Origin of the sequence: Pseudomonas sp. lyk4-R2A-10 (assembly GCF_030209075.1) — a bacterium.
In the GTDB taxonomy this organism is placed as follows: Bacteria; Pseudomonadota; Gammaproteobacteria; order Pseudomonadales; family Pseudomonadaceae; genus Aquipseudomonas; species Aquipseudomonas glycinae.
The window spans coordinates 99,948-118,337 of record NZ_JARVSR010000008.1; the positions used below are offsets into that span (position 1 = coordinate 99,948).

14 protein-coding genes are annotated in these 18,390 nt (G+C 60.0%); 8 read left to right on the forward strand and 6 right to left on the reverse strand.

The features are described from left to right. Nucleotides 1-172 precede the first annotated feature (172 nt). The 5 genes from QRN46_RS12000 to QRN46_RS12020 all read left to right on the forward strand — a co-directional run bounded on the left by QRN46_RS12000 (nt 173) and on the right by QRN46_RS12020 (nt 4,510). Entirely contained in the window at nt 173-691 is a 519-nt protein-coding gene (locus tag QRN46_RS12000; RefSeq protein ID WP_011335385.1) for a DUF2059 domain-containing protein, read from the forward strand. A 12-nt stretch (nt 692-703) separates the two neighbouring features. Continuing rightward, nucleotides 704-1,003 (forward strand): BolA family protein, encoded by a 300-nt coding sequence (locus tag QRN46_RS12005; RefSeq protein ID WP_285354834.1) that lies wholly within the window; start codon nt 704-706, stop codon nt 1,001-1,003. A gap of 117 nt (nt 1,004-1,120) precedes the next feature. Further along, complete coding sequence (gene trhO / locus QRN46_RS12010) at nt 1,121-2,062, forward strand: oxygen-dependent tRNA uridine(34) hydroxylase TrhO (RefSeq protein WP_011335384.1); 942 nt, start codon at nt 1,121-1,123, stop codon at nt 2,060-2,062. A gap of 35 nt (nt 2,063-2,097) precedes the next feature. Continuing rightward, the gene (locus tag QRN46_RS12015) at nt 2,098-2,700 is read left to right on the forward strand and encodes a DsbA family protein (protein WP_170928299.1); all 603 of its coding nucleotides are present in this window, start codon (nt 2,098-2,100) and stop codon (nt 2,698-2,700) included. Beyond that, on the forward strand, nt 2,693-4,510 hold the full coding sequence (locus QRN46_RS12020) for an ABC transporter ATP-binding protein (RefSeq protein ID WP_011335382.1): 1,818 nt from the start codon (nt 2,693-2,695) through the stop codon (nt 4,508-4,510). Before QRN46_RS12015 ends, QRN46_RS12020 begins: the two co-directional genes overlap by 8 nt. A gap of 1 nt (nt 4,511) precedes the next feature. Here the strand turns inward: QRN46_RS12020 and QRN46_RS12025 are convergent, their stop codons facing one another. Then, nucleotides 4,512-8,675 carry a hypothetical protein gene (locus QRN46_RS12025; protein WP_285354837.1) on the reverse strand — a complete coding sequence of 1,388 codons (4,164 nt, stop codon included), beginning with the start codon at nt 8,673-8,675 and terminating at the stop codon, nt 4,512-4,514. A 212-nt stretch (nt 8,676-8,887) separates the two neighbouring features. Between QRN46_RS12025 and QRN46_RS12030 the strand changes: the two genes are divergently transcribed. Together QRN46_RS12030 and QRN46_RS12035 are read left to right on the forward strand one after the other, a co-directional pair. Continuing rightward, nucleotides 8,888-11,350 (forward strand): EAL domain-containing protein, encoded by a 2,463-nt coding sequence (locus tag QRN46_RS12030; RefSeq protein ID WP_285354839.1) that lies wholly within the window; start codon nt 8,888-8,890, stop codon nt 11,348-11,350. Nucleotides 11,351-11,396: 46 nt separating this feature from the next. After that, nucleotides 11,397-12,191: an iron-containing redox enzyme family protein gene (locus QRN46_RS12035; RefSeq protein ID WP_221615425.1), complete on the forward strand. Its 795-nt coding sequence runs from the start codon at nt 11,397-11,399 to the stop codon at nt 12,189-12,191. A 63-nt stretch (nt 12,192-12,254) separates the two neighbouring features. On the opposite strand, the gene QRN46_RS12040 is transcribed toward QRN46_RS12035, so the two are convergent. The 5 genes from QRN46_RS12040 to QRN46_RS12060 all read right to left on the reverse strand — a co-directional run bounded on the left by QRN46_RS12040 (nt 12,255) and on the right by QRN46_RS12060 (nt 17,131). Next, nucleotides 12,255-13,181 (reverse strand): GGDEF domain-containing protein, encoded by a 927-nt coding sequence (locus QRN46_RS12040; protein ID WP_285354842.1) that lies wholly within the window; start codon nt 13,179-13,181, stop codon nt 12,255-12,257. Nucleotides 13,182-13,543: 362 nt separating this feature from the next. After that, nucleotides 13,544-14,284 carry a YciK family oxidoreductase gene (locus QRN46_RS12045; RefSeq protein WP_011335377.1) on the reverse strand — a complete coding sequence of 247 codons (741 nt, stop codon included), beginning with the start codon at nt 14,282-14,284 and terminating at the stop codon, nt 13,544-13,546. An 80-nt stretch (nt 14,285-14,364) separates the two neighbouring features. Further along, on the reverse strand, nt 14,365-15,036 hold the full coding sequence (gene mupP / locus QRN46_RS12050) for an N-acetylmuramic acid 6-phosphate phosphatase MupP (protein ID WP_285354844.1): 672 nt from the start codon (nt 15,034-15,036) through the stop codon (nt 14,365-14,367). Between the two features lie 4 nt (nt 15,037-15,040). After that, on the reverse strand, nt 15,041-15,739 hold the full coding sequence (ubiG, locus tag QRN46_RS12055; RefSeq protein ID WP_007950906.1) for a bifunctional 2-polyprenyl-6-hydroxyphenol methylase/3-demethylubiquinol 3-O-methyltransferase UbiG: 699 nt from the start codon (nt 15,737-15,739) through the stop codon (nt 15,041-15,043). 57 nt (nt 15,740-15,796) lie between these two features. Further along, nucleotides 15,797-17,131, reverse strand: a complete 1,335-nt coding sequence (locus QRN46_RS12060) for a TRZ/ATZ family hydrolase (protein ID WP_285354847.1) — start codon at nt 17,129-17,131, stop codon at nt 15,797-15,799. Between the two features lie 108 nt (nt 17,132-17,239). Here QRN46_RS12060 and mtnA point away from each other — a divergent pair, with 108 nt between their 5' ends. Beyond that, nucleotides 17,240-18,316 carry an S-methyl-5-thioribose-1-phosphate isomerase gene (mtnA, locus tag QRN46_RS12065; RefSeq protein ID WP_011335374.1) on the forward strand — a complete coding sequence of 359 codons (1,077 nt, stop codon included), beginning with the start codon at nt 17,240-17,242 and terminating at the stop codon, nt 18,314-18,316. The last annotated feature ends 74 nt before the right edge of the window (nt 18,317-18,390 follow it).

The following is an 18,390-nucleotide window of genomic DNA, read 5'->3' on the forward strand; positions in this document are numbered from 1 at the left end:
GTTTGCGCAGTTTAGGCCCGGCTCACGCCGGGTGGTTCCATCCCTTCGATTGTTGACCCGCCGGCCCCCGCCAATCAAGCACGGCAAGGGCCAGGGGTTGAGCCGCAGCGTTATTCAGGCGCAGAATGGTCGCCCTTGGGGTTTTACCTCGCCTAGCTGAAAAGGAAACTCGATGACTCGTCTTCGTGCCATCTGCACCGCGGTTGCCCTGGTCTGCGCCAGCGGCCAGGTGCTTGCCGATACCGCCAGCCACAACGCCAGTGCCGAAACTTTCCTGACCCTGGCGCACGCTGACAAGCTGGGCACTCCGGTGTACATGCAGGTGCAGCAGATGTTTGCCCAGCGTTTTGAACAGACCAAGGCGCCGGAATCCAAGAAAGCCGTGCTGGATACCTACCAGGCCAAGGCCAACGCCGCTCTGGACCAGGCCATCGGCTGGAACAAGCTGAAACCGGACATGGTCAAGCTCTACACCAGCAACTTCAGCGAGCAGGAATTGAAAGATCTGGTCGCGTTCTACCAGTCGCCACTGGGCAAGAAAGTCCTGGAAAAAATGCCGCAACTGACCCAGCAGTCGGCTCAGATGACCCAGGCCAAACTGGAAAGCGCCGTACCGGTGGTCAACAAGTTGCTGGACGACATGACCAACGAGCTGGCACCGAAAGGCGCAGCTCCAGCCAAGAAGAAGTAAGCGGAGTTCGTGATGACCATGCAAAAACGCATCGAGTCTACGCTGGCGCTGCTTCAGCCTGAGCATCTGCAAGTGCTGGACGAAAGCCACATGCACAGTCGCGGGTTGCAGACCCACTTCAAGGCAGTGGTGGTCAGTGCGCAGTTCGAAGGCCTGAACCGGGTCAAGCGCCACCAGAAAGTCTATGGCACGCTCGGCGAGCTGATGGGCGAGTTCCATGCGTTGGCGCTGCACACCTACACCCCGCAGGAATGGGCAGAGACAGGCGTCGCTCCGGCGTCGCCGACCTGTGCCGGCGGCAGCAAGCATTGAGCCTTGCAGCAATGAACTGAGGTTTTTTGCTAGAATCCGCAACGCGCCGCTCACCCGGCGCGTTTTTTTTCGCATCCGGTTCACCCTTTACGAGGGTAGCCACCTGGAGAAATACCCATGACACAACCGATTGTCGTGGCGGCACTGTACAAGTTCGTCACCCTCGAAGATTACGTCAACCTGCGCGAGCCCCTGCTGCAAGCGATGGTCGACAACGGCATCAAAGGAACCCTGCTGATCGCCGAAGAAGGAATCAACGGCACGGTTTCCGGCAGCCGTGAAGGCATCGACGGCCTGCTGGCCTGGCTGCGCAACGATCCGCGCATGGTCGATATCGATCACAAGGAATCGTACTGCGACGAGCAGCCGTTCTATCGCACCAAGGTCAAGCTCAAGAAAGAGATCGTGACCCTGGGCGTTGAAGGCGTCGACCCGAACAAGAAAGTCGGCACCTACGTCGAGCCCAAGGACTGGAACGCACTGATCAGCGATCCGGAAGTGCTGCTGATCGACACCCGTAACGATTACGAGGTCTCGATCGGCACCTTCGAAGGCGCCATCGATCCGAAAACCACCAGTTTTCGCGAATTCCCCGATTACATCAAAGAACACTTCGATCCGGCCGTGCACAAGAAGGTCGCGATGTTCTGCACCGGCGGCATTCGCTGCGAAAAAGCCTCGAGCTACATGCTCGGCGAAGGCTTCGAAGAGGTCTATCACCTCAAGGGCGGCATTCTGAAGTACCTCGAAGAAGTGCCGCAGGAAGAAACCAAATGGCAGGGCGACTGCTTCGTCTTCGACAACCGCGTGACCGTGCGGCATGACCTGAGCGAAGGCGACTACGATCAATGTCATGCCTGCCGTACCCCGGTCAGCGTTGAAGATCGCGCCTCCGAGCATTACGTGGCCGGCATCAGCTGCCCGCATTGCTGGGACACCCTGAGCGAGAAGACCCGCCGCAGCGCCATCGACCGTCAGAAGCAGATCGAACTGGCAAAAGCGCGCAACATGCCGCACCCGATCGGCTACAACTATAAGCAAGCATCCACCGAGGCTTAATCATGTCTGCACGCCTGCTCTATGTGATGGATCCGATGTGTTCGTGGTGCTGGGGATTTGCCCCGGTGGCCAAGGCATTGGTGGAGCAGGCGCAGGCCGCCGGGGTGGAACTGCACCTGGTGGTCGGCGGGTTGCGCACCGGTAGCGGTTCGGCGCTGGAGCCAACCACCCGGCGCTACATTCTCGAACACTGGCAGGCGGTCACCGAGGCCACCGGCCAGCCGTTCAAGTTCGAAGGCGCGTTGCCCGACGGTTTTGTCTACGATACCGAGCCTGCCTGCCGGGCCATCGTTACGGCGCGCAGCCTGGCGCCGGATTGCGCGTGGAAACTGGTCGGGCTGATCCAGCACGCGTTTTACGCTGAAGGTCGCGATGTCACCCAGGCCAGCGTTCTGGTGGAGCTGGCGGAGAAGGCCGGCGTCCCGCGCATCGAATTTGCTGCCCTGTTCGATCATGCCGATCAACACAAGGCGACCCAGGCCGATTTTACTTGGGTCCAGGATCTGGGCATCGCCGGATTCCCGACCCTGCTCGCCGAACGCAACGGCCAACTGGCGTTGCTGACCAACGGCTACCAGCCGCTCAGTGAACTGTCGCCGCTGCTCGGTCGATGGCTGGAGCGCGCGGCCTGTGTCTGACCCGGCCGATGACACGCCAGCCGTCAAGCGTGTCGACCGGCTGAGCTGGGCTGAAGTCCGGCGACTGGCACTTCATCACAAAAAATCCCTGTGGATCGCCAACGGCGTGGCCGTACTGGCGACGCTGTGCAGCGTGCCGATTCCGCTGCTGTTGCCGTTGCTGGTGGACGAAGTCTTGCTCGGCCATGGCGACGCCGCGCTGAAAGTCATGAACCATCTGCTGCCCTCGATGTGGCAGCAGGCGGCGGGCTATATCGGCCTGATGCTGGTGGTGACGCTGACCCTGCGTTGCAGCGCCCTGTGTTTTGGCGTGTTGCAAGCGCGATTGTTTGCGCGACTGGCCAAGGACATCGTCTACCGCATCCGCGTTCGGCTGATCGAGCGTCTGAAACGGATCTCGCTGGGTGAATACGAAAGCCTGGGCAGCGGCACCGTTACCACGCACCTGGTCACCGACCTCGACACCCTCGACAAGTTTGTCGGCGAAACCCTCAGCCGTTTTCTGGTGGCGATGCTGACGCTGGTCGGCACTGCCAGCATCCTGATGTGGATGCACTGGAAACTGGCGCTGCTGATCCTGCTGTTCAACCCCTTGGTGATTTACGCCACGGTGCAGTTGGGCAAACGGGTCAAACACCTGAAGAAACTGGAGAACGACAGCACCTCACGTTTCACCCAGGCGCTGAGCGAAACCCTCGATGCGATCCAGGAAGTGCGTGCCGGCAACCGTCAGGGCTTCTTCCTGGGGCGCCTTGGCCTGCGGGCTCAGGAAGTGCGCAACTACGCGGTCAACTCACAGTGGAAGACCGACGCTTCGAACCGCGCCAGCGGCCTGTTGTTTCAGTTCGGCATCGATATCTTTCGCGCGGCAGCCATGTTGACGGTGTTGTTCTCTGACCTGTCGATTGGCCAGATGCTCGCGGTGTTCAGCTACCTGTGGTTCATGATCGGCCCGGTCGAACAACTGCTGAACCTGCAATACGCCTATTACGCGGCAGGCGGGGCGCTGTCGCGGATCAATGAACTGCTGGCCCGCGCCGACGAGCCGCAATACCCCGGCGGCGTCGACCCGTTCAAGGGCCGCGATACGGTCGGGATTCAGGTGCAGGGTCTGAGCTTCGGTTACGGCGACGAACTGGTGCTGGATCAGTTGAACCTGTCCATCGCCCCCGGTGAAAAAGTGGCGATTGTCGGCGCCAGCGGTGGCGGCAAAAGTACCCTCGTGCAATTGCTACTGGGCCTGTACACGCCACTGGCGGGGACGATCCGTTTCGGCGGCTCGAGCCAGCAGGAAATCGGCCTGGAAACGGTTCGGGAAAACGTCGCTGTGGTGTTGCAACATCCGGCGCTGTTCAACGACACCGTGCGCGCCAACCTGACCATGGGCCGTACCCGCAGCGATGAAGCCTGCTGGCAGGCACTGGAAATCGCCCAGCTCGAACCCACCATCCGCGCCTTGCCGGACGGCCTCGACAGCATCGTCGGCCGCTCCGGCGTGCGTCTGTCCGGAGGGCAGCGGCAACGGCTGGCTATCGCCCGGATGATCCTCGCCGAACCCAAAGTGGTGATCCTCGACGAAGCGACGTCAGCCCTCGATGCCGCGACCGAGTACAACCTGCACCAGGCCATGGCGCGCTTCCTCCATGGCCGCACAACGCTGATCATCGCCCACCGCTTGTCGGCGGTGAAACAGGCAGACCGGGTGCTGGTGTTCGACGGCGGGCAAGTGGCCGAAGATGGCGACCATCAGCAACTGATTGCCGATGGTGGGTTGTACGCCAAGCTTTATGGGCATTTGCAGCGGTTGTAGTTCAGCTCCATAAAACCTGTAGCGCGCCTGCTTCGCCTTTATGCCCGAACTCCTTCATGACCAGTGAACATGACCCGCAGGGTGGCATCGTGGTTGCGACGTCCACCGACTTCAATTCCAGCGGGTCAGGATATTTCTCGCGTATCACGCGAATCAGCTTGCTTTCACTGTCCAGAGAGGTTGGCCGGGCTGCCAGCTCAGGTGTGTAGTTGTCGATGTCCTTGATGGTCAGCGGTACCGCAGCCAGACGCCCTCTATCCGTCAATTCCAGGTTGGTCTTGCCGACAGTCAGGCTGTAGTCGATGTTGATGTAGGTGGTGTCGCCGATTTTTACGTGATTGGCACCCAGATGGCGGAAAACCGGCAGGTGTCTGGTTGTGCCCTGAGCACCGGAGACGCTGACGTAAACCTCTCGCATGCCTTTTGCGTTGATGACTTCGGCATAGGCGATGTTTCGAGCGTTGCCTGTACGGTCAAATCTGCGCATCAAATGTTGCAACTTTTGCATCGTGACCTCGATGCGCAGCGCCGCGTTGGTGTCCGGTGGTTTGATCACCGGTGACAGGAACAAGGTGTCGAAAATTTCTGCTGTGCGCTTTCGCAAGGCTTCTGGTGCGTCTTTGCTTCGCGCCCAGGTCGTGGCGCCTTCGGCACGGCGGGCGACGATCATCCGCGTCGAATGGTCGAACATCAGGGCTTCGCCGGGGCTGGTATCCACTTTGAGCCATTTCATCCCGGCCGGCGGGCTGGCTGCGGTGCCCAGCGCAATCGCAATGTCGTCCATGGTTGTCAGGGCGCGTTCGACCTCTGCAGCCGAATGGATTCGAGCGGTGTTGTTGGCGTTGAGCGACCCGGTATAAACCCTCTTCAATTCTTCGGCCAGGTCAGCGGGCAGGGTTTGAGCCTTGCGCAAAACCAAGGGGTCGGAAAAGGCCTGTGTCGGCAAGCGCTCGGTGACGTAGAAGTCTGCGGCGTTCAGTCGGGTAAATACATAGTGCTTTGAATCGTCCTTCGCAGGCACGATGATCGCCCCGACCTCAAGCGTATCGAACCGTTTTGAACCTTTGGACGGGAGGCTGACCTTGATTCGTGCATAGATTCCCTTTTGAAACGCTATCGAGGCATTGAGTTGTTTGTAGGTCCTTATGACACTTTTCGGCAAGGGTCGCGTCGAGTTGGCCGGTCTATAGAGGGTATCCCCGAACCAGGGGGCCCAGCCTTTGCTGTCATCGAAGCTCCCGGCTGCGGGCGTCGGCGCCGGATTGCGGGTGACATAACTTGTTCGGCAAACGTCCCCTGGCGCACGGCTCACCCGACATGGCAGGGGTTTGAAGAGGGCCTTTTCCTCAATCAGATCGGCCCGACGCAATTGATCGCCATCCAGACGATAGGGGATGTCATCAATCAACAGCGTGGTTCGGCCATCGACCTCCATCATTTCACGAACATGGGCGTGTTCCGGGACTTCGGCCAGAGCGTGGGATTCGGTGGGCGGCAGCTTCCTGAAAGTGGATCTGCCCTGGATGAGATCCCGGCTGTTGTTGCGCAGGCGCGGGCCATAGGGCAGGGATGTCAACGGGTCGACCAGATGCAGTTGTTCCAGATCCAACGCATTTGTGTGACGCACAATGACGTCATCGATGCCGTTGACCGTTGCCAGCTCGTCAGTATTGGCCAGCGGCTTCCAGTTCCCCGGATCGATGGCCTGGGGCAGGTTATGAACCAGTCGGTAGCCGTCAGCATGTCCCGTGAGTTTTCTGATGCCGCCGATACTCGCCCGACCGATGAACAGCAGTCCTCTGCCGGCACCGCTTCCCAGACTTTTAAGCAGTGTGGGAATGCCATCGAGCGGGTTGAGATTTGCCAGTGAATTGGTCAGAAGCTTGCGAGTCAGCGTCGAGAAGGACGGCAGGCTCGCTTTGATAGCCATGCGACTGCTGCCGACAGTGGCACGAAGCAGGCGCACCGAGCCCGAGATGAATTTGCCGATAGGGCAAAGGAACGATGCGAGATCAAACAGGAGTCCGACCCCGCCCATGATTTTGCCTGAGGTGCTGTCCGACAGAAGATCATCGATGCTGCCCCAGAAAGGCACGAATCCTTTGACGATGGACACGAACGTTTCCAGGCGCTTCTCGGTTTTCGCCCGAGCGGCGTCGAAGGACGTCATGCCGCGGGCCTGTATGTGCAGTTGCTGTTCATCTACATAGAGAAAGTTCGTTGCGATATAACCCGCCAGTTCATTCAGTCGGGATGTCGTCAGGAGGGCTTCACCCTCGGCATCCGTCGAGCCGGATGATACCGCTGCCGGCATGAACCCCATGATATCGAGGTATCCCGGACACGATGCCCGCTCTGCCGGCACTCTGCCGTGGAAGTGGGCGGACCAGTCGAGCAGGAGGGAAGTGCTCAGATTGCGCTCGGGCGAATAGCTTTGTCCCGGGATCGAGGCGTGCAGTGGAAACTCTGTTCGAACGCCATCGATTGTGGAAAACCTCAAACCGGTTCGCTGACGAACGACGCCCGCGCTCGGGATGAGCTCGTAGTAAGTGATGTCTGTGTTGTAAATCACTTTCAGAACGAATCCCTTCCTTGCCCGGATCTGCTCCGACTTCTCGTTCGGCGCGGTTTTCTGCCGCAGGCTCAGCACCTGGACTTCACCTTGAGCCAGCGCCCGGCGATCTGCCGCTGGCAGTGATCTCAGCAAACTGGCAATCAGCGATTGATAAGCCTGTCTGATGGTTGTCAGGTAGTCGTTGAACGCAGTTTCGAACCGGGCGTTGATGTCAGGCAAGAAATTGCCGGCCCAACTGTAGACGCCGTCTTCGACCCGGTCATAACCGCCGCGCCAGTTTTCCCGCTCGGCATGGAGCACTCGCTGTCCATCGAGCCTCAGTGCTGTGGTCGAACGCGTTGTACCATCGGGCATGGAGACGATCCATCGCTTGCTGCCATCAAGCTGACCGTCTGCATAGACGTCGAGAAAGTCCTGGCCCTGCTGCTTGTTCAGATCCAGTGGTGCCCTGGAATGGCTGTGACTCGGATCCGCCGACAACAATTTGCGCCCGTCCCGTGCGAACGTGACGCCTCTGAAAACGTTCGTCATGACCTGCCTGGCCATCTGCAGTCGCTCAGGTGGACGCAAGTCCAGTGTCTTCACGGCGTTGTTCAGGCGCTCGGTGTGTTCTTCCAGAGCCGACAGTGCGCGGTTGATATCTTCCTGGTCGTAAGTGGTTGTCGTTCGCTGCGCAATGGCGCCCGTGCAGACGGCCCATTCCAGGGCAGGAGCCATACGCAGTCGTGCAATCGCCTCGAGTTGTTCGGCCGATGCGCCGGCGCTGCGTTGCAGCGGCAGATCAACCAGTTGCTGGAAGGACAGGGGCGCTGATTGATCCAGACCGGTTTCCTCGGCCAGCAGTACGCCGTGCATGAAGTTCACCCAGACCACGGAGGTCTTGTAACGAAGCTCCGGTGGTACATCGCGCACGCTGAAGTCTTTCGAAAGGCGGGTCTGGAATACCCGAGCCAGAAGGATCGCCTCTTTGGTGTTGGCAACCCGGCCGCTGCGCAGCAAATGCTGTTCGAATTCGTGGCGCAAGGTCTGGTAGCTCTTGCCCCAGTGGGCCGGGTCTTGCCAGTGAAAACCGGCGAGCGCTTGCGGCTCGTCAGCTGAGGGGGTGTGCAGATAGAGGCAGATGGCTTTGCAGATCAATTGATAACGCACCGACGCCGGCGTCTGTTCGCCTGGGGAAGCGCCGTACCATTTGAGCTTTTTCAGTAGCCGTTCTGTCAGATCCAGTGATTCCGGGGTATTGAGTATTCGCTGGAGGAAAACCGAAGGTGTTGCGCGCAGCGCTTCCGGGGCTGCGAGGCGCAGGATATCGCCGCTCAAATGACGAATCAGCGAGGGCTTGCCGATCAGAAAGGATTTGACCGTTTCGATCATTCGTTCATTGATGCTTTTCGCCGTGTACTGTTCAAGGGTCATGGAGGGCGCAGGGGCTGGTGTCGCAAGCTGCGCGGCCTTGAACCTTTTCCGGTCCCTGGCGGTCGGTCGGGGAACCAGGGATTCGATATCCGGGCCGGCATCCAGACCCAGCGTCTTGCGAGCGCTCGATTCTGCGATTGCCGATGGATCGATTGAAGCTGGAGACGTCGAGGTCATGTCACACTCCTTGTGAAAGCATTCCCGCCACAAAGGGAGAATGCCTGGAGTGCCCAGTTAATCGGTCCCGCCTGCGAGTGTGGCCGTATATATGTCTATCCGGCTTCTGTCCTGAACTGAGGCGGATCCGTCGCTTGCCGGAACCGGGAAGGCCTCCTAGTCTTGGGGGGATGTTCGCAGGACGATCAGGCAGTGCTCATGCAAGGAATACCATGAAGCAAAAGCGGACTCTCGGAACGCCTCGGTTGTTGGGCATCGTCTGGCCATTCATCGCCGTCGTGTTGTTTCAGGCGTTGCTGGGGGGCGTGAGTCTTTATGTCCTGTCGGCCGTTCGCGGTTATGTGGCGGGCGAGAGCCTGTGGTCCAAGGGCCAGAAAGACGCCATCTATTACCTCAACCTGTACGCCGACAGCCGTGATGATGCGATCTACCTCAAGTACCAGAACGCCATTGCCGTGCCTCAGGGCGGTCATCAGTTGCGTCTGGCACTGGACAAGCAACCGCCCGACCTGCAGGCGGCACGCGAGGGCATTCTCAAGGGCGGCAACCACCCGGACGATGTCTCCAGCCTGATCTGGCTGTACCTGAATTTCCGTCACTTCAGTTATCTGGAAATTGCCATCGACCGCTGGACCCTGGGCGATGCCTATCTGGTAGAGCTCGACGGCGTGGCGCAGGAGATGCATCAGCGCATCACCGCCAATGCCGCCACCGAGGCCGATATCCGCCGCTGGAAGGACCGGATCTTTGCGATCAACGACGGCGTGGCCCCGGCCGCCAAGGCGTTCAGCGATGCCCTGGGTGAAGGCTCGCGGATGATTCTGCGTCTGCTGCTGTTTACCAACCTGGCCACCGCACTGGGCCTGATCGTGCTGGCGCTGCTGCGCACCCGCAAACTGCTCAAGCAGCGTCATGCTTTCGCCGAAGCGTTGCAACTGGAAAAAGATCGCGCGCATGTCACCCTGCATTCGATTGGCGACGGTGTGATCACCACCGACGTGAGCGGGGCGATCGACTACATGAATCCGGCCGCCGAAGCGTTGACCCACTGGAAGGCCGAGCAGGCGTCCGGTCTGCCGCTGGCGGCGTTGTTCAATTTGCTGGATGACAACGCCCAGACGGAAGGGCTGACCCTGATCGAGCACATTCTCAGTGGCCAGCTGACCGGCGGCAGCGAACACTCGAAGCTGATCCAGCGACTGGACGGCAGCACGGTGTCGGTGACCCTGGTCGGCGCGCCGATCCGCAATGCCGGCAAGGTCAGTGGGGCGGTGCTGGTGCTGCATGACATGACCCAGGAGCGGCAATACATCGCCAATCTGTCATGGCAGGCCACCCACGATGCACTGACCGGGCTGGCCAATCGTCGCGAGTTCGAATACCGGCTCGAACAGGCGCTGCACAACCTGACGCGCCAGGCCGGGCGGCATGCGCTGATGTTCCTCGATCTGGATCAATTCAAACTGGTCAATGACACCTGCGGGCATGCGGCCGGCGATGAGTTGCTGCGGCATATCTGCGCGTTGCTGCAATCGGGTCTGCGCGAAGGCGACACCCTGGCGCGGCTGGGCGGCGACGAGTTCGGCATCCTGCTGGAGAACTGCGCACCGGAGGCGGCGGAGAAGATCGCCGAGGGGCTGCGTCAGACCGTGCAAAATCTGCATTTTGTCTGGAAGGGGCGGCCATTCCTGACCACCGTCAGCATTGGTCTGGTGCACGTCGCACAGAACCCGACCACCCTCGAAGCCTCGTTGCGGGCCGCCGACATGGCTTGCTACATGGCCAAGGAAAAGGGCCGCAACCGGGTGCAGGTCTACCATGCCGACGATTCGGAACTGTCCCTGCGTTTTGGCGAGATGGCCTGGGTGCAACGCCTGCATATGGCTCTGGAGGAAAACCGCTTCTGTCTCTACGCCCAGGAAATCGCCCCGTTGGGGTCGGTTGCCGGGGGCACCCGCGGACACATCGAAATTCTGCTGCGTCTGCATGACGAAGCGGGCCGGATGATTCTGCCGGACAGTTTCATACCGGCGGCGGAACGTTACGGTTTGATGACCTCGCTGGATCGATGGGTTGTTCAGAATGTATTTAAGGTTATTGCTCAATGTATTAACGATAAGTGCGAAGGCCCTCTGGCAATGTGTGCGATTAATCTTTCAGGCATTACTATCGGAGATGACGCGTTCTTGCACTTTCTGCGGGAACAGTTTGATAACTACGGCATACCGCCTGAAATGATTTGTTTTGAAATTACAGAAACCAGTGCCATTGCAAATCTCGGGAGCGCAATCAGATTTATTAATGAACTCAAAGGCTTGGGCTGTTATTTTTCGCTGGATGACTTTTGCGCCGGAATGTCTTCATTCGCTTATCTGAAACATTTGCCTGTAGACTTCCTGAAGATCGACGGGAGTTTCGTAAAGGATATGCTGGACGACCCGATTAACCGTGCAATGGTCGAAGTGATCAATCACATCGGGCATGTCATGGGTAAGCAGACAATTGCCGAGTTTGTCGAAACAGCGCAGATCGAGCAGGCATTGCTTGAAATCGGCGTGGATTACGCTCAGGGTTATGTAGTGGAGCGTCCGCAGTTGTTTACCTGTGACAGTTTGCAAAGTCGGCCCGCCAGACCGCAGCCGTTGTTATTCAAGGCGCCTGGCACGTTCCGTTGAAATCTCTTGCCGATCCTTACAATCACAAATCAAAAGGAGCCGAACAGTGATCGACACATTCAACCGAACCGGACCACTCATGGAAGCTGCAAGTTATCCCGCCTGGGCGCAACAGTTGATCCAGGATTGCAGCGAGAGCAAACGCCGGGTTGTCGAACATGAACTTTATCTGCGCATGCGTGATAACAAGCTCAGCGCCAAAACCATGCGCCAGTACCTGATCGGGGGCTGGCCCGTCGTTGAGCAATTCGCGTTGTACATGGCGCAGAATCTCACCAAGACCAAATTTGCCCGCCACCCGGGTGAAGACATGGCGCGGCGCTGGTTGATGCGCAATATCCGCGTCGAACTCAACCACGCCGATTATTGGCTGCACTGGAGCCGGGCCCATGGGGTGAGCCTGGAAGATCTGCAGGCGCAGCAAGTGCCGCCGGAATTGCACGCCCTGAGCCACTGGTGCTGGCACACCAGTTCGGCGGATTCACTGATCGTGGCCATCGCAGCCACCAACTACGCCATCGAAGGCGCGACCGGGGAGTGGTCGGCGCTGGTGTGTTCGACGGGTGTCTATGCCGCCGCTTTTCCTGAAGAGGATCGCAAGCGGGCCATGAAGTGGCTGAAGATGCACGCCCAGTACGATGATGCCCATCCGTGGGAAGCGCTGGAGATCATCTGCACCCTGGCCGGGATGAACCCGAGCAAAGCCTTGCAGGCGGAGCTGCGACAGGCGATCTGCAAGAGTTATGACTACATGTACCTGTTCCTCGAGCGCTGCATGCAGCTCGAACTGTCGGAGCGGGTGATGGTCGGGCGTGAGCGTCGGGCACTGGTCGAGAGCTAGTTTCGGCGACATCAATAAAAAAAACGGGAGCCCTGGCTCCCGTTTTTTGTTGGCAGCGAATTTCTAGCCCGCCATGGTCAGGCGATTGCGACCCTCGCGCTTGGCCACATACAGCGCGCTGTCGGCACGGCGCAGCAGGCTTTCGGCGGATTCGCCCGGCAACAGGGTCGAGCAGCCGAGACTCACGGTCAGTTCGATCAATCGATTATTGGCATAGTAATCCTGGGCCTGGGCTGCCTGACGCAGGCGCTCACCGACCATGGCGGCCGCATCACGCCCGGTGTTGGACAGCAGAATCAGAAACTCTTCCCCGCCATAACGGAACACCATATCGACATTGCGCAACTGGCCCTTGATCGATGCCGCCACGGCTTTGAGCACGTCGTCGCCGGCGCTGTGACCATGGAGGTCGTTGACCTGTTTGAAATGGTCGATGTCCAGCATCAGCAACGACAACGGTTGCAGGTGCCGGCGGGACATCTCGATTTCACGTTGCAGTGTCTGCTCCATGGCAATGCGGTTGCCGGCACCGGTCAGCGGATCACGCAGCGCGCTTTGCGTGGCGGCGCGGTACAGCAGGGCATTGCGCATCGGATACAGCAGCGCAGACAGCAACGATTCGAGATTGCCCAGTTCCTGTTCGCTGAAGCGCTGGTTGCGGCGGAACACCAGCTCACCCATGTGCTCGCCTTCGTGGCTGAGGCGGTAGCTGGCCGAGTGGTGGCCGCGGGCACCGAACTCCAGGCGCAGGTCGCAACCGTTGTGCACGTAGGTCAAGGCGTCCAGCGGCACCAGACGCTGAACTTCGCGGAAAAACAGACCGAGGATGCGTTGAGGCTCAAGGCTGGTTTGCAGTTGCAGGCTCATTTGCTGGCGCAATTGCGCCAGGCTGACAGGTCGCGCCAAGAGAGGTGGCTGCTGACCAAAGCCCAGGCGTTGCAATTTGGCATTGTCGAAGTCAATTGCAGTGGTCTGGGAGGGTGATTTCATATGGCGTGAGCCCCTAAGCAGTAAGTCTGTCTTACAGGCTGGGTGAGAGCGGCTATGGGCTGCGCGTCATACTGATCCATCAGTCCCGTAGGACATTTGGCGTAAGTTTAGTCTGCCCGATGACGATTAGTCAGCTATCGAATCAGGCCTTGCCCGACTGCCTTCACACGGCGTGCTTTGAGGAAATGTAGAGCGAAAGTCGTGCCATACGGTTCATATTTTATTAAAACCGTTTTGGATCAATGGCTTGAGATACTTTCGAAAGGAGGGGCGGTGGTTATTTGACTGAATTTGCCGCGTTCAGACCGGCAATTGCATGCCGCGACGGTATTCCGCCACGGCAACAAATGCGACGTATGGCACTACTGGGCGTTGAAGGCCTGGCCATTGATACCGGTGCTGTCGGGTCCCATCAGGTACAGGTAGACCGGCATGATCTCTTCCGGTGTCGGGTTGTTCAGCGGGTTTTCGCCCGGGTAAGCCTGCGCACGCATGCTGGTGCGAGTGGCGCCCGGATTGATGCTGTTGGAGCGTACCGGAGCGACGTTTTCGACTTCGTCGGCCAGGGTTTGCATCAGGCCTTCAGTGGCGAACTTCGATACGCCATAGGCGCCCCAGTAAGCACGCCCCTTGCGCCCGACGCTGCTGGAGGTGAACACCACCGAGGCATCCTGCGAAAGTTTGAGCAGTGGCAACAGCGTGCTGGTGAGCATGAACATCGCGTTGACGTTGACCTGCATGACGCGCATGAAGTTTTCACCGGACAACTGCTCGATCGGCGTGCGCGGGCCGATGATCGAGGCATTGTGCAGCAGACCGTCGAGGTGGCCGAACTCGGTTTCGATCATCGCCGCCAGCTCATCGTATTGATGGGGCAGGGCGGTTTCGAGGTTGAACGGGATCACGGCGGGCTGTGGATGCCCGGCTGCTTCGATCTCGTCGTAGACTTCGGTCAGGTTGGCTTCGGTCTTGCCCAGCAGCAATACGGTCGCGCCGTGGGCGGCGTAGGTCTTGGCGGCAGCCGCGCCGATGCCGCGCCCGGCACCGGTGACCAGAATGATCCGATCCTTGAGCAATTCGGGGCGAGCGGAGTAATCAAACATAAGAAACCTCTAATCCATTAACTTCTGATCGCTCCCGCGTCTTGCGCGGGAACGCAGCGATGGTCGCTTTGCAGCACCACTCAGCAACTGCACAGAGCGTTATCCAGCACCTTGCGCAACTCCAGCGGATGATCCACCACCACGTCCGCGCCCCAGTGCCGAGGGTTGTCGTCCGGGTGGATGTAGCCATAGGTCACGGCAGCGGTTTTGGTGCCGGCGTCACGGCCGGATTCGATATCGCGCAGATCATCGCCGATAAACAGCACGGTCGACGGATCCAGATCAAGCATCTTGCAGGCCAGCGTCAGCATCTCGGGATCCGGCTTGCTGTTCTTCACGTGATCCGGGCAGATCAACAGGGCAGAGCGTTCGGCCAGCCCCAGTTGCCGCATGATTGGCTCGGCGAAGCGCAGCGGCTTGTTGGTGACCACGCCCCAGACCAGATTGGCCTTCTCGATGTCGGCCAGCAATTCGCCCATGCCGTCGAACAGCTTGCTGTGCACGGCGCAACCCACGAGATAGCGTTCGAGGAACTCAAGACGCAGTTCCTCGAAGCCCGGCGACTCCGGATCCATCGAGAACGTCACCGCGACCATGGCCCTGGCGCCGCCGGAGATTTCATCGCGGATGTGTTTGTCGTTCATCGGCGGCAAGCCACGATCCGCGCGCATCGCCTGGCAGATGGCGATGAAGTCCGGCGCGGTGTCGAGCAGAGTGCCGTCCATGTCGAAAAGGACTGCTCTGATGGCCATCGGCTTACTCCTCGCGCAGGGTCTGGATCATGTAGTTGACGTCAACGTCCGCCGCCAGCTTGTAGTGCTTGGTCAGCGGGTTGTAAGTCAGGCCGATGATGTCCTTGACGGTCAGGCCGGCCATACGGCTCCAGGCGCCGAGCTCGGACGGGCGGATGAATTTCTTGAAGTCGTGGGTGCCGCGCGGCAGCAGCTTCATGATGTATTCGGCGCCGACGATGGCGAACAGGTACGCCTTCGGATTGCGGTTGATGGTGGAGAAGAACACCTGGCCGCCGGGCTTGACCATGCGGAAGCAGGCACGGATCACCGAGGACGGGTCCGGCACGTGTTCGAGCATTTCCAGGCAGGTGACGACGTCGAACTGCTCGGGCATTTCTTCGGCCAGGGCTTCGGCGGTGATCTGGCGGTACTCGACGTTCACCCCGGATTCCAGTTGGTGCAGTTGCGCGACCGCCAGTGGCGCTTCGCCCATGTCGATACCGGTCACGGTCGCGCCGCGCTGGGCCATGGCTTCGCTGAGAATGCCGCCGCCGCAACCGACGTCGAGAACCTTTTTGCCGGCCAGATTTACGCGCTCGTCAATCCAGTTGACCCGCAGCGGGTTGATGTCGTGCAGCGGTTTGAACTCGCTTTCGCGGTCCCACCAGCGATGGGCCAGGGCTTCGAATTTGGCGATTTCGGCGTGGTCGACGTTGCTCATGATTCAATCCTCTAAAACTTGAAAAAGGCTGTAGCCCCGGAGTTTGCCCCGGGGTGTTTACGATTCGGTGTGGCCGCTGATGCGTCGGCCCCAGGCCCGGGCGGTTTCGCCGAGCTGTTGTTCGTCCAGTCGGGTCAGGCGGCGGTCGTCGAGCAACTGCTTGCCGGCGACCCACAGGTGTTTCACGCAGTCGCGACCGGTGGCGTATATAAGCTGCGAGACCGGGTCATAGACCGGTTGTTGCGCCAGACCGGACAAGTCGAAGGCGACAATGTCTGCGGCCTTGCCGAGCTCCAGCGAGCCGGTCTCGGCTTCGATTCCCAAGGCTCGCGCGCCATTGAGCGTGGCCATGCGCAGTGCCCGGTGGGCGTCCAGCGCGGTGGCCGAGCCGGCGACGGCTTTGGCCAGCAGGGCGGCGGTGCGGGTTTCGCCCAGCAGATCCAGGTCATTGTTGCTCGCGGCGCCATCGGTGCCGACCGCGACGTTGACCCCGGCCTGCCACAGGCGCTCCACCGGGCAGAAGCCGCTGGCCAGCTTCAGGTTCGACTCCGGGCAATGGATCACGCTGGTGTTGCTTTCTACCAGCAACACCAGGTCGTCATCGCTGATCTGGGTCATGTGCACGGCCTGGAAGCGCGGGCCGAGCAGGCCGAGACGACCGAGGCGGGCAAGCGGGCGTTCGCCGCGCTGTTCGACCGCTTGCTGTACTTCGAAAGCGGTTTCGTGGACGTGCATGTGGATCGAGGCGTCCAGTTCTTCGGCGATCACGCGGATTTTTTCCAGGTTCTCGTCGCCTACGGTGTAGGGTGCATGAGGGCCGAAGGTGATCTTGATGCGTTCGTGATGCTTCAGGTCGCCGAACAGTTCGACGCCCTGACGAATGGCTTCATCGGCGCTGGCGGCACCCGGAATCGGGAAATCGAGGATCGGAATCGCGATCTGCGCGCGGATTCCGCTGTTGTGCACGCGCTCGCTGGCAACCTTCGGGAAGAAGTACATGTCCGAGAAACAGGTGATGCCACCTTTTATCTGCTCGGCGATGGCCAGGTCGGTGCCGTCACGCACAAAATCTTCATCGACCCATTTGCCCTCGGCCGGCCAGATGTGGTTTTCCAGCCAGGTCATCAGCGGCAGATCGTCGGCCAGGCCACGGAACAGGGTCATCGCGGCATGGCCGTGGGCGTTGATCAGGCCGGGGCTGAGCAGGACGTCCGGCAGTTCGCGGACTTCGGCGGCGTTACACTTCAGCGCTTCGGCACGCGGGCCGATAAACACGATGCGACCGTCGCGGATGCCCAGGCCATGCTCCTTGAGCACAACGCCTGCGGGTTCGACGGGTACCAGCCAGGTCGGCAGCAATAATAAGTCGAGCGCAATGGCAGGTTTCGGCATCGAGGGTCGGTTCCAGTGCTTTTGTAAAGGATGGCGAAGTATACCCGAGCGTCTTCGCGGGGGGATCGCTATAATCGGCGGCTTTTGTTCATGAGTGCGGGGTGAGGGATGCGCGATCGACTGTTGGCTGCGGAGAAAGTAAAGGCCATCGATTGGCGTGATGGCGCGCTCCACCTGCTGGATCAGCGCGTTTTGCCGTTCGAGGAAAACTGGATCGCCTACACCAGCGCCGCCGGCGTGGCCGAAGCGATTCGTTCGATGGTGGTGCGCGGTGCACCGGCCATCGGCATCAGTGCCGCCTACGGCATCGTGCTGGCGGCCCGTGCCCGGATTGCCGAAGGTGGCGACTGGTATGCGGCGCTGGAAGAGGATTTCATGTTGCTGGCCGATTCCCGTCCGACAGCGGTCAACCTGTTCTGGGCGTTGAACCGCATGCACGACCGGCTGGACCGCTTGAAGGAAAACGCCGATCCGCTGGCGGCGCTGGAAGCCGAAGCCATTGCGATTCATGAAAGCGATCGTGAAGCCAACCTGACCATGGCCCAGCTCGGTGTCGACCTGATCCGCAAGCATCAGGGCAATGCCCAGGCGATTCTGACTCACTGCAACACCGGCGCCCTGGCCACTGGCGGTTTCGGCACGGCACTCGGGGTGATTCGCGCAGCGTTCATCGAGGGCATGGTCGAGCGTGTCTACGCCGACGAAACCCGGCCGTGGCTGCAAGGCTCGCGGCTGACCGCGTGGGAGCTGGCCAACGAAGGCATTCCGGTGACCCTGAACGCTGACTCCGCCGCTGCGCACATCATGAAAACCAAAGGGGTGACCTGGGTGATCGTCGGCGCCGACCGGATTACCGCCAACGGTGACGTGGCGAACAAGATCGGCACCTATCAACTGGCGGTCAACGCCATGCACCACGGCGTGCGTTTCATGGTGGTGGCACCGAGCTCGACCATCGACATGAATCTGGCCAGCGGTGACGACATCCCGATCGAAGAGCGCGACGGCGCCGAGTTGCTGGAGGTTGGCGGCAAGCGTGTCGGGGCTGACGTTGAGGCGTTCAACCCGGTGTTTGACGTGACCCCGGCGGATCTGATCGATGCGATCGTCACCGAAAAAGGCATCGTCGAGCGCCCGGACACCGCGAAAATGGCGCAGTTGATGTGCCGCAAGCGCTTGCATTGATTGGTTTGATGTCTACGTTGTCTTCTTCGCGAGCAGGCTCGCTCCCACAGGTTTTGTGATCGTTACAGAACCTT

Excerpts from the sequence above, each read along its gene's own strand:
- mupP (WP_285354844.1), bottom strand. The coding sequence starts at position 15,036 with ATGGCCATCAGAGCAGTCCTTTTCGACATGGACGGCACTCTGCTCGAC.
- QRN46_RS12045 (WP_011335377.1), bottom strand. The coding sequence starts at position 14,284 with ATGTTTGATTACTCCGCTCGCCCCGAATTGCTCAAGGATCGGATCATT.
- QRN46_RS12015 (WP_170928299.1), top strand. The coding sequence starts at position 2,098 with ATGTGTTCGTGGTGCTGGGGATTTGCCCCGGTGGCCAAGGCATTGGTG.
- QRN46_RS12040 (WP_285354842.1), bottom strand. The coding sequence starts at position 13,181 with ATGAAATCACCCTCCCAGACCACTGCAATTGACTTCGACAATGCCAAA.
- mtnA (WP_011335374.1), top strand. The coding sequence starts at position 17,240 with ATGCGCGATCGACTGTTGGCTGCGGAGAAAGTAAAGGCCATCGATTGG.
- QRN46_RS12000 (WP_011335385.1), top strand. The coding sequence starts at position 173 with ATGACTCGTCTTCGTGCCATCTGCACCGCGGTTGCCCTGGTCTGCGCC.
- QRN46_RS12005 (WP_285354834.1), top strand. The coding sequence starts at position 704 with ATGACCATGCAAAAACGCATCGAGTCTACGCTGGCGCTGCTTCAGCCT.
- trhO (WP_011335384.1), top strand. The coding sequence starts at position 1,121 with ATGACACAACCGATTGTCGTGGCGGCACTGTACAAGTTCGTCACCCTC.
- QRN46_RS12030 (WP_285354839.1), top strand. The coding sequence starts at position 8,888 with ATGAAGCAAAAGCGGACTCTCGGAACGCCTCGGTTGTTGGGCATCGTC.
- ubiG (WP_007950906.1), bottom strand. The coding sequence starts at position 15,739 with ATGAGCAACGTCGACCACGCCGAAATCGCCAAATTCGAAGCCCTGGCC.
- QRN46_RS12060 (WP_285354847.1), bottom strand. The coding sequence starts at position 17,131 with ATGCCGAAACCTGCCATTGCGCTCGACTTATTATTGCTGCCGACCTGG.
- QRN46_RS12025 (WP_285354837.1), bottom strand. The coding sequence starts at position 8,675 with ATGACCTCGACGTCTCCAGCTTCAATCGATCCATCGGCAATCGCAGAA.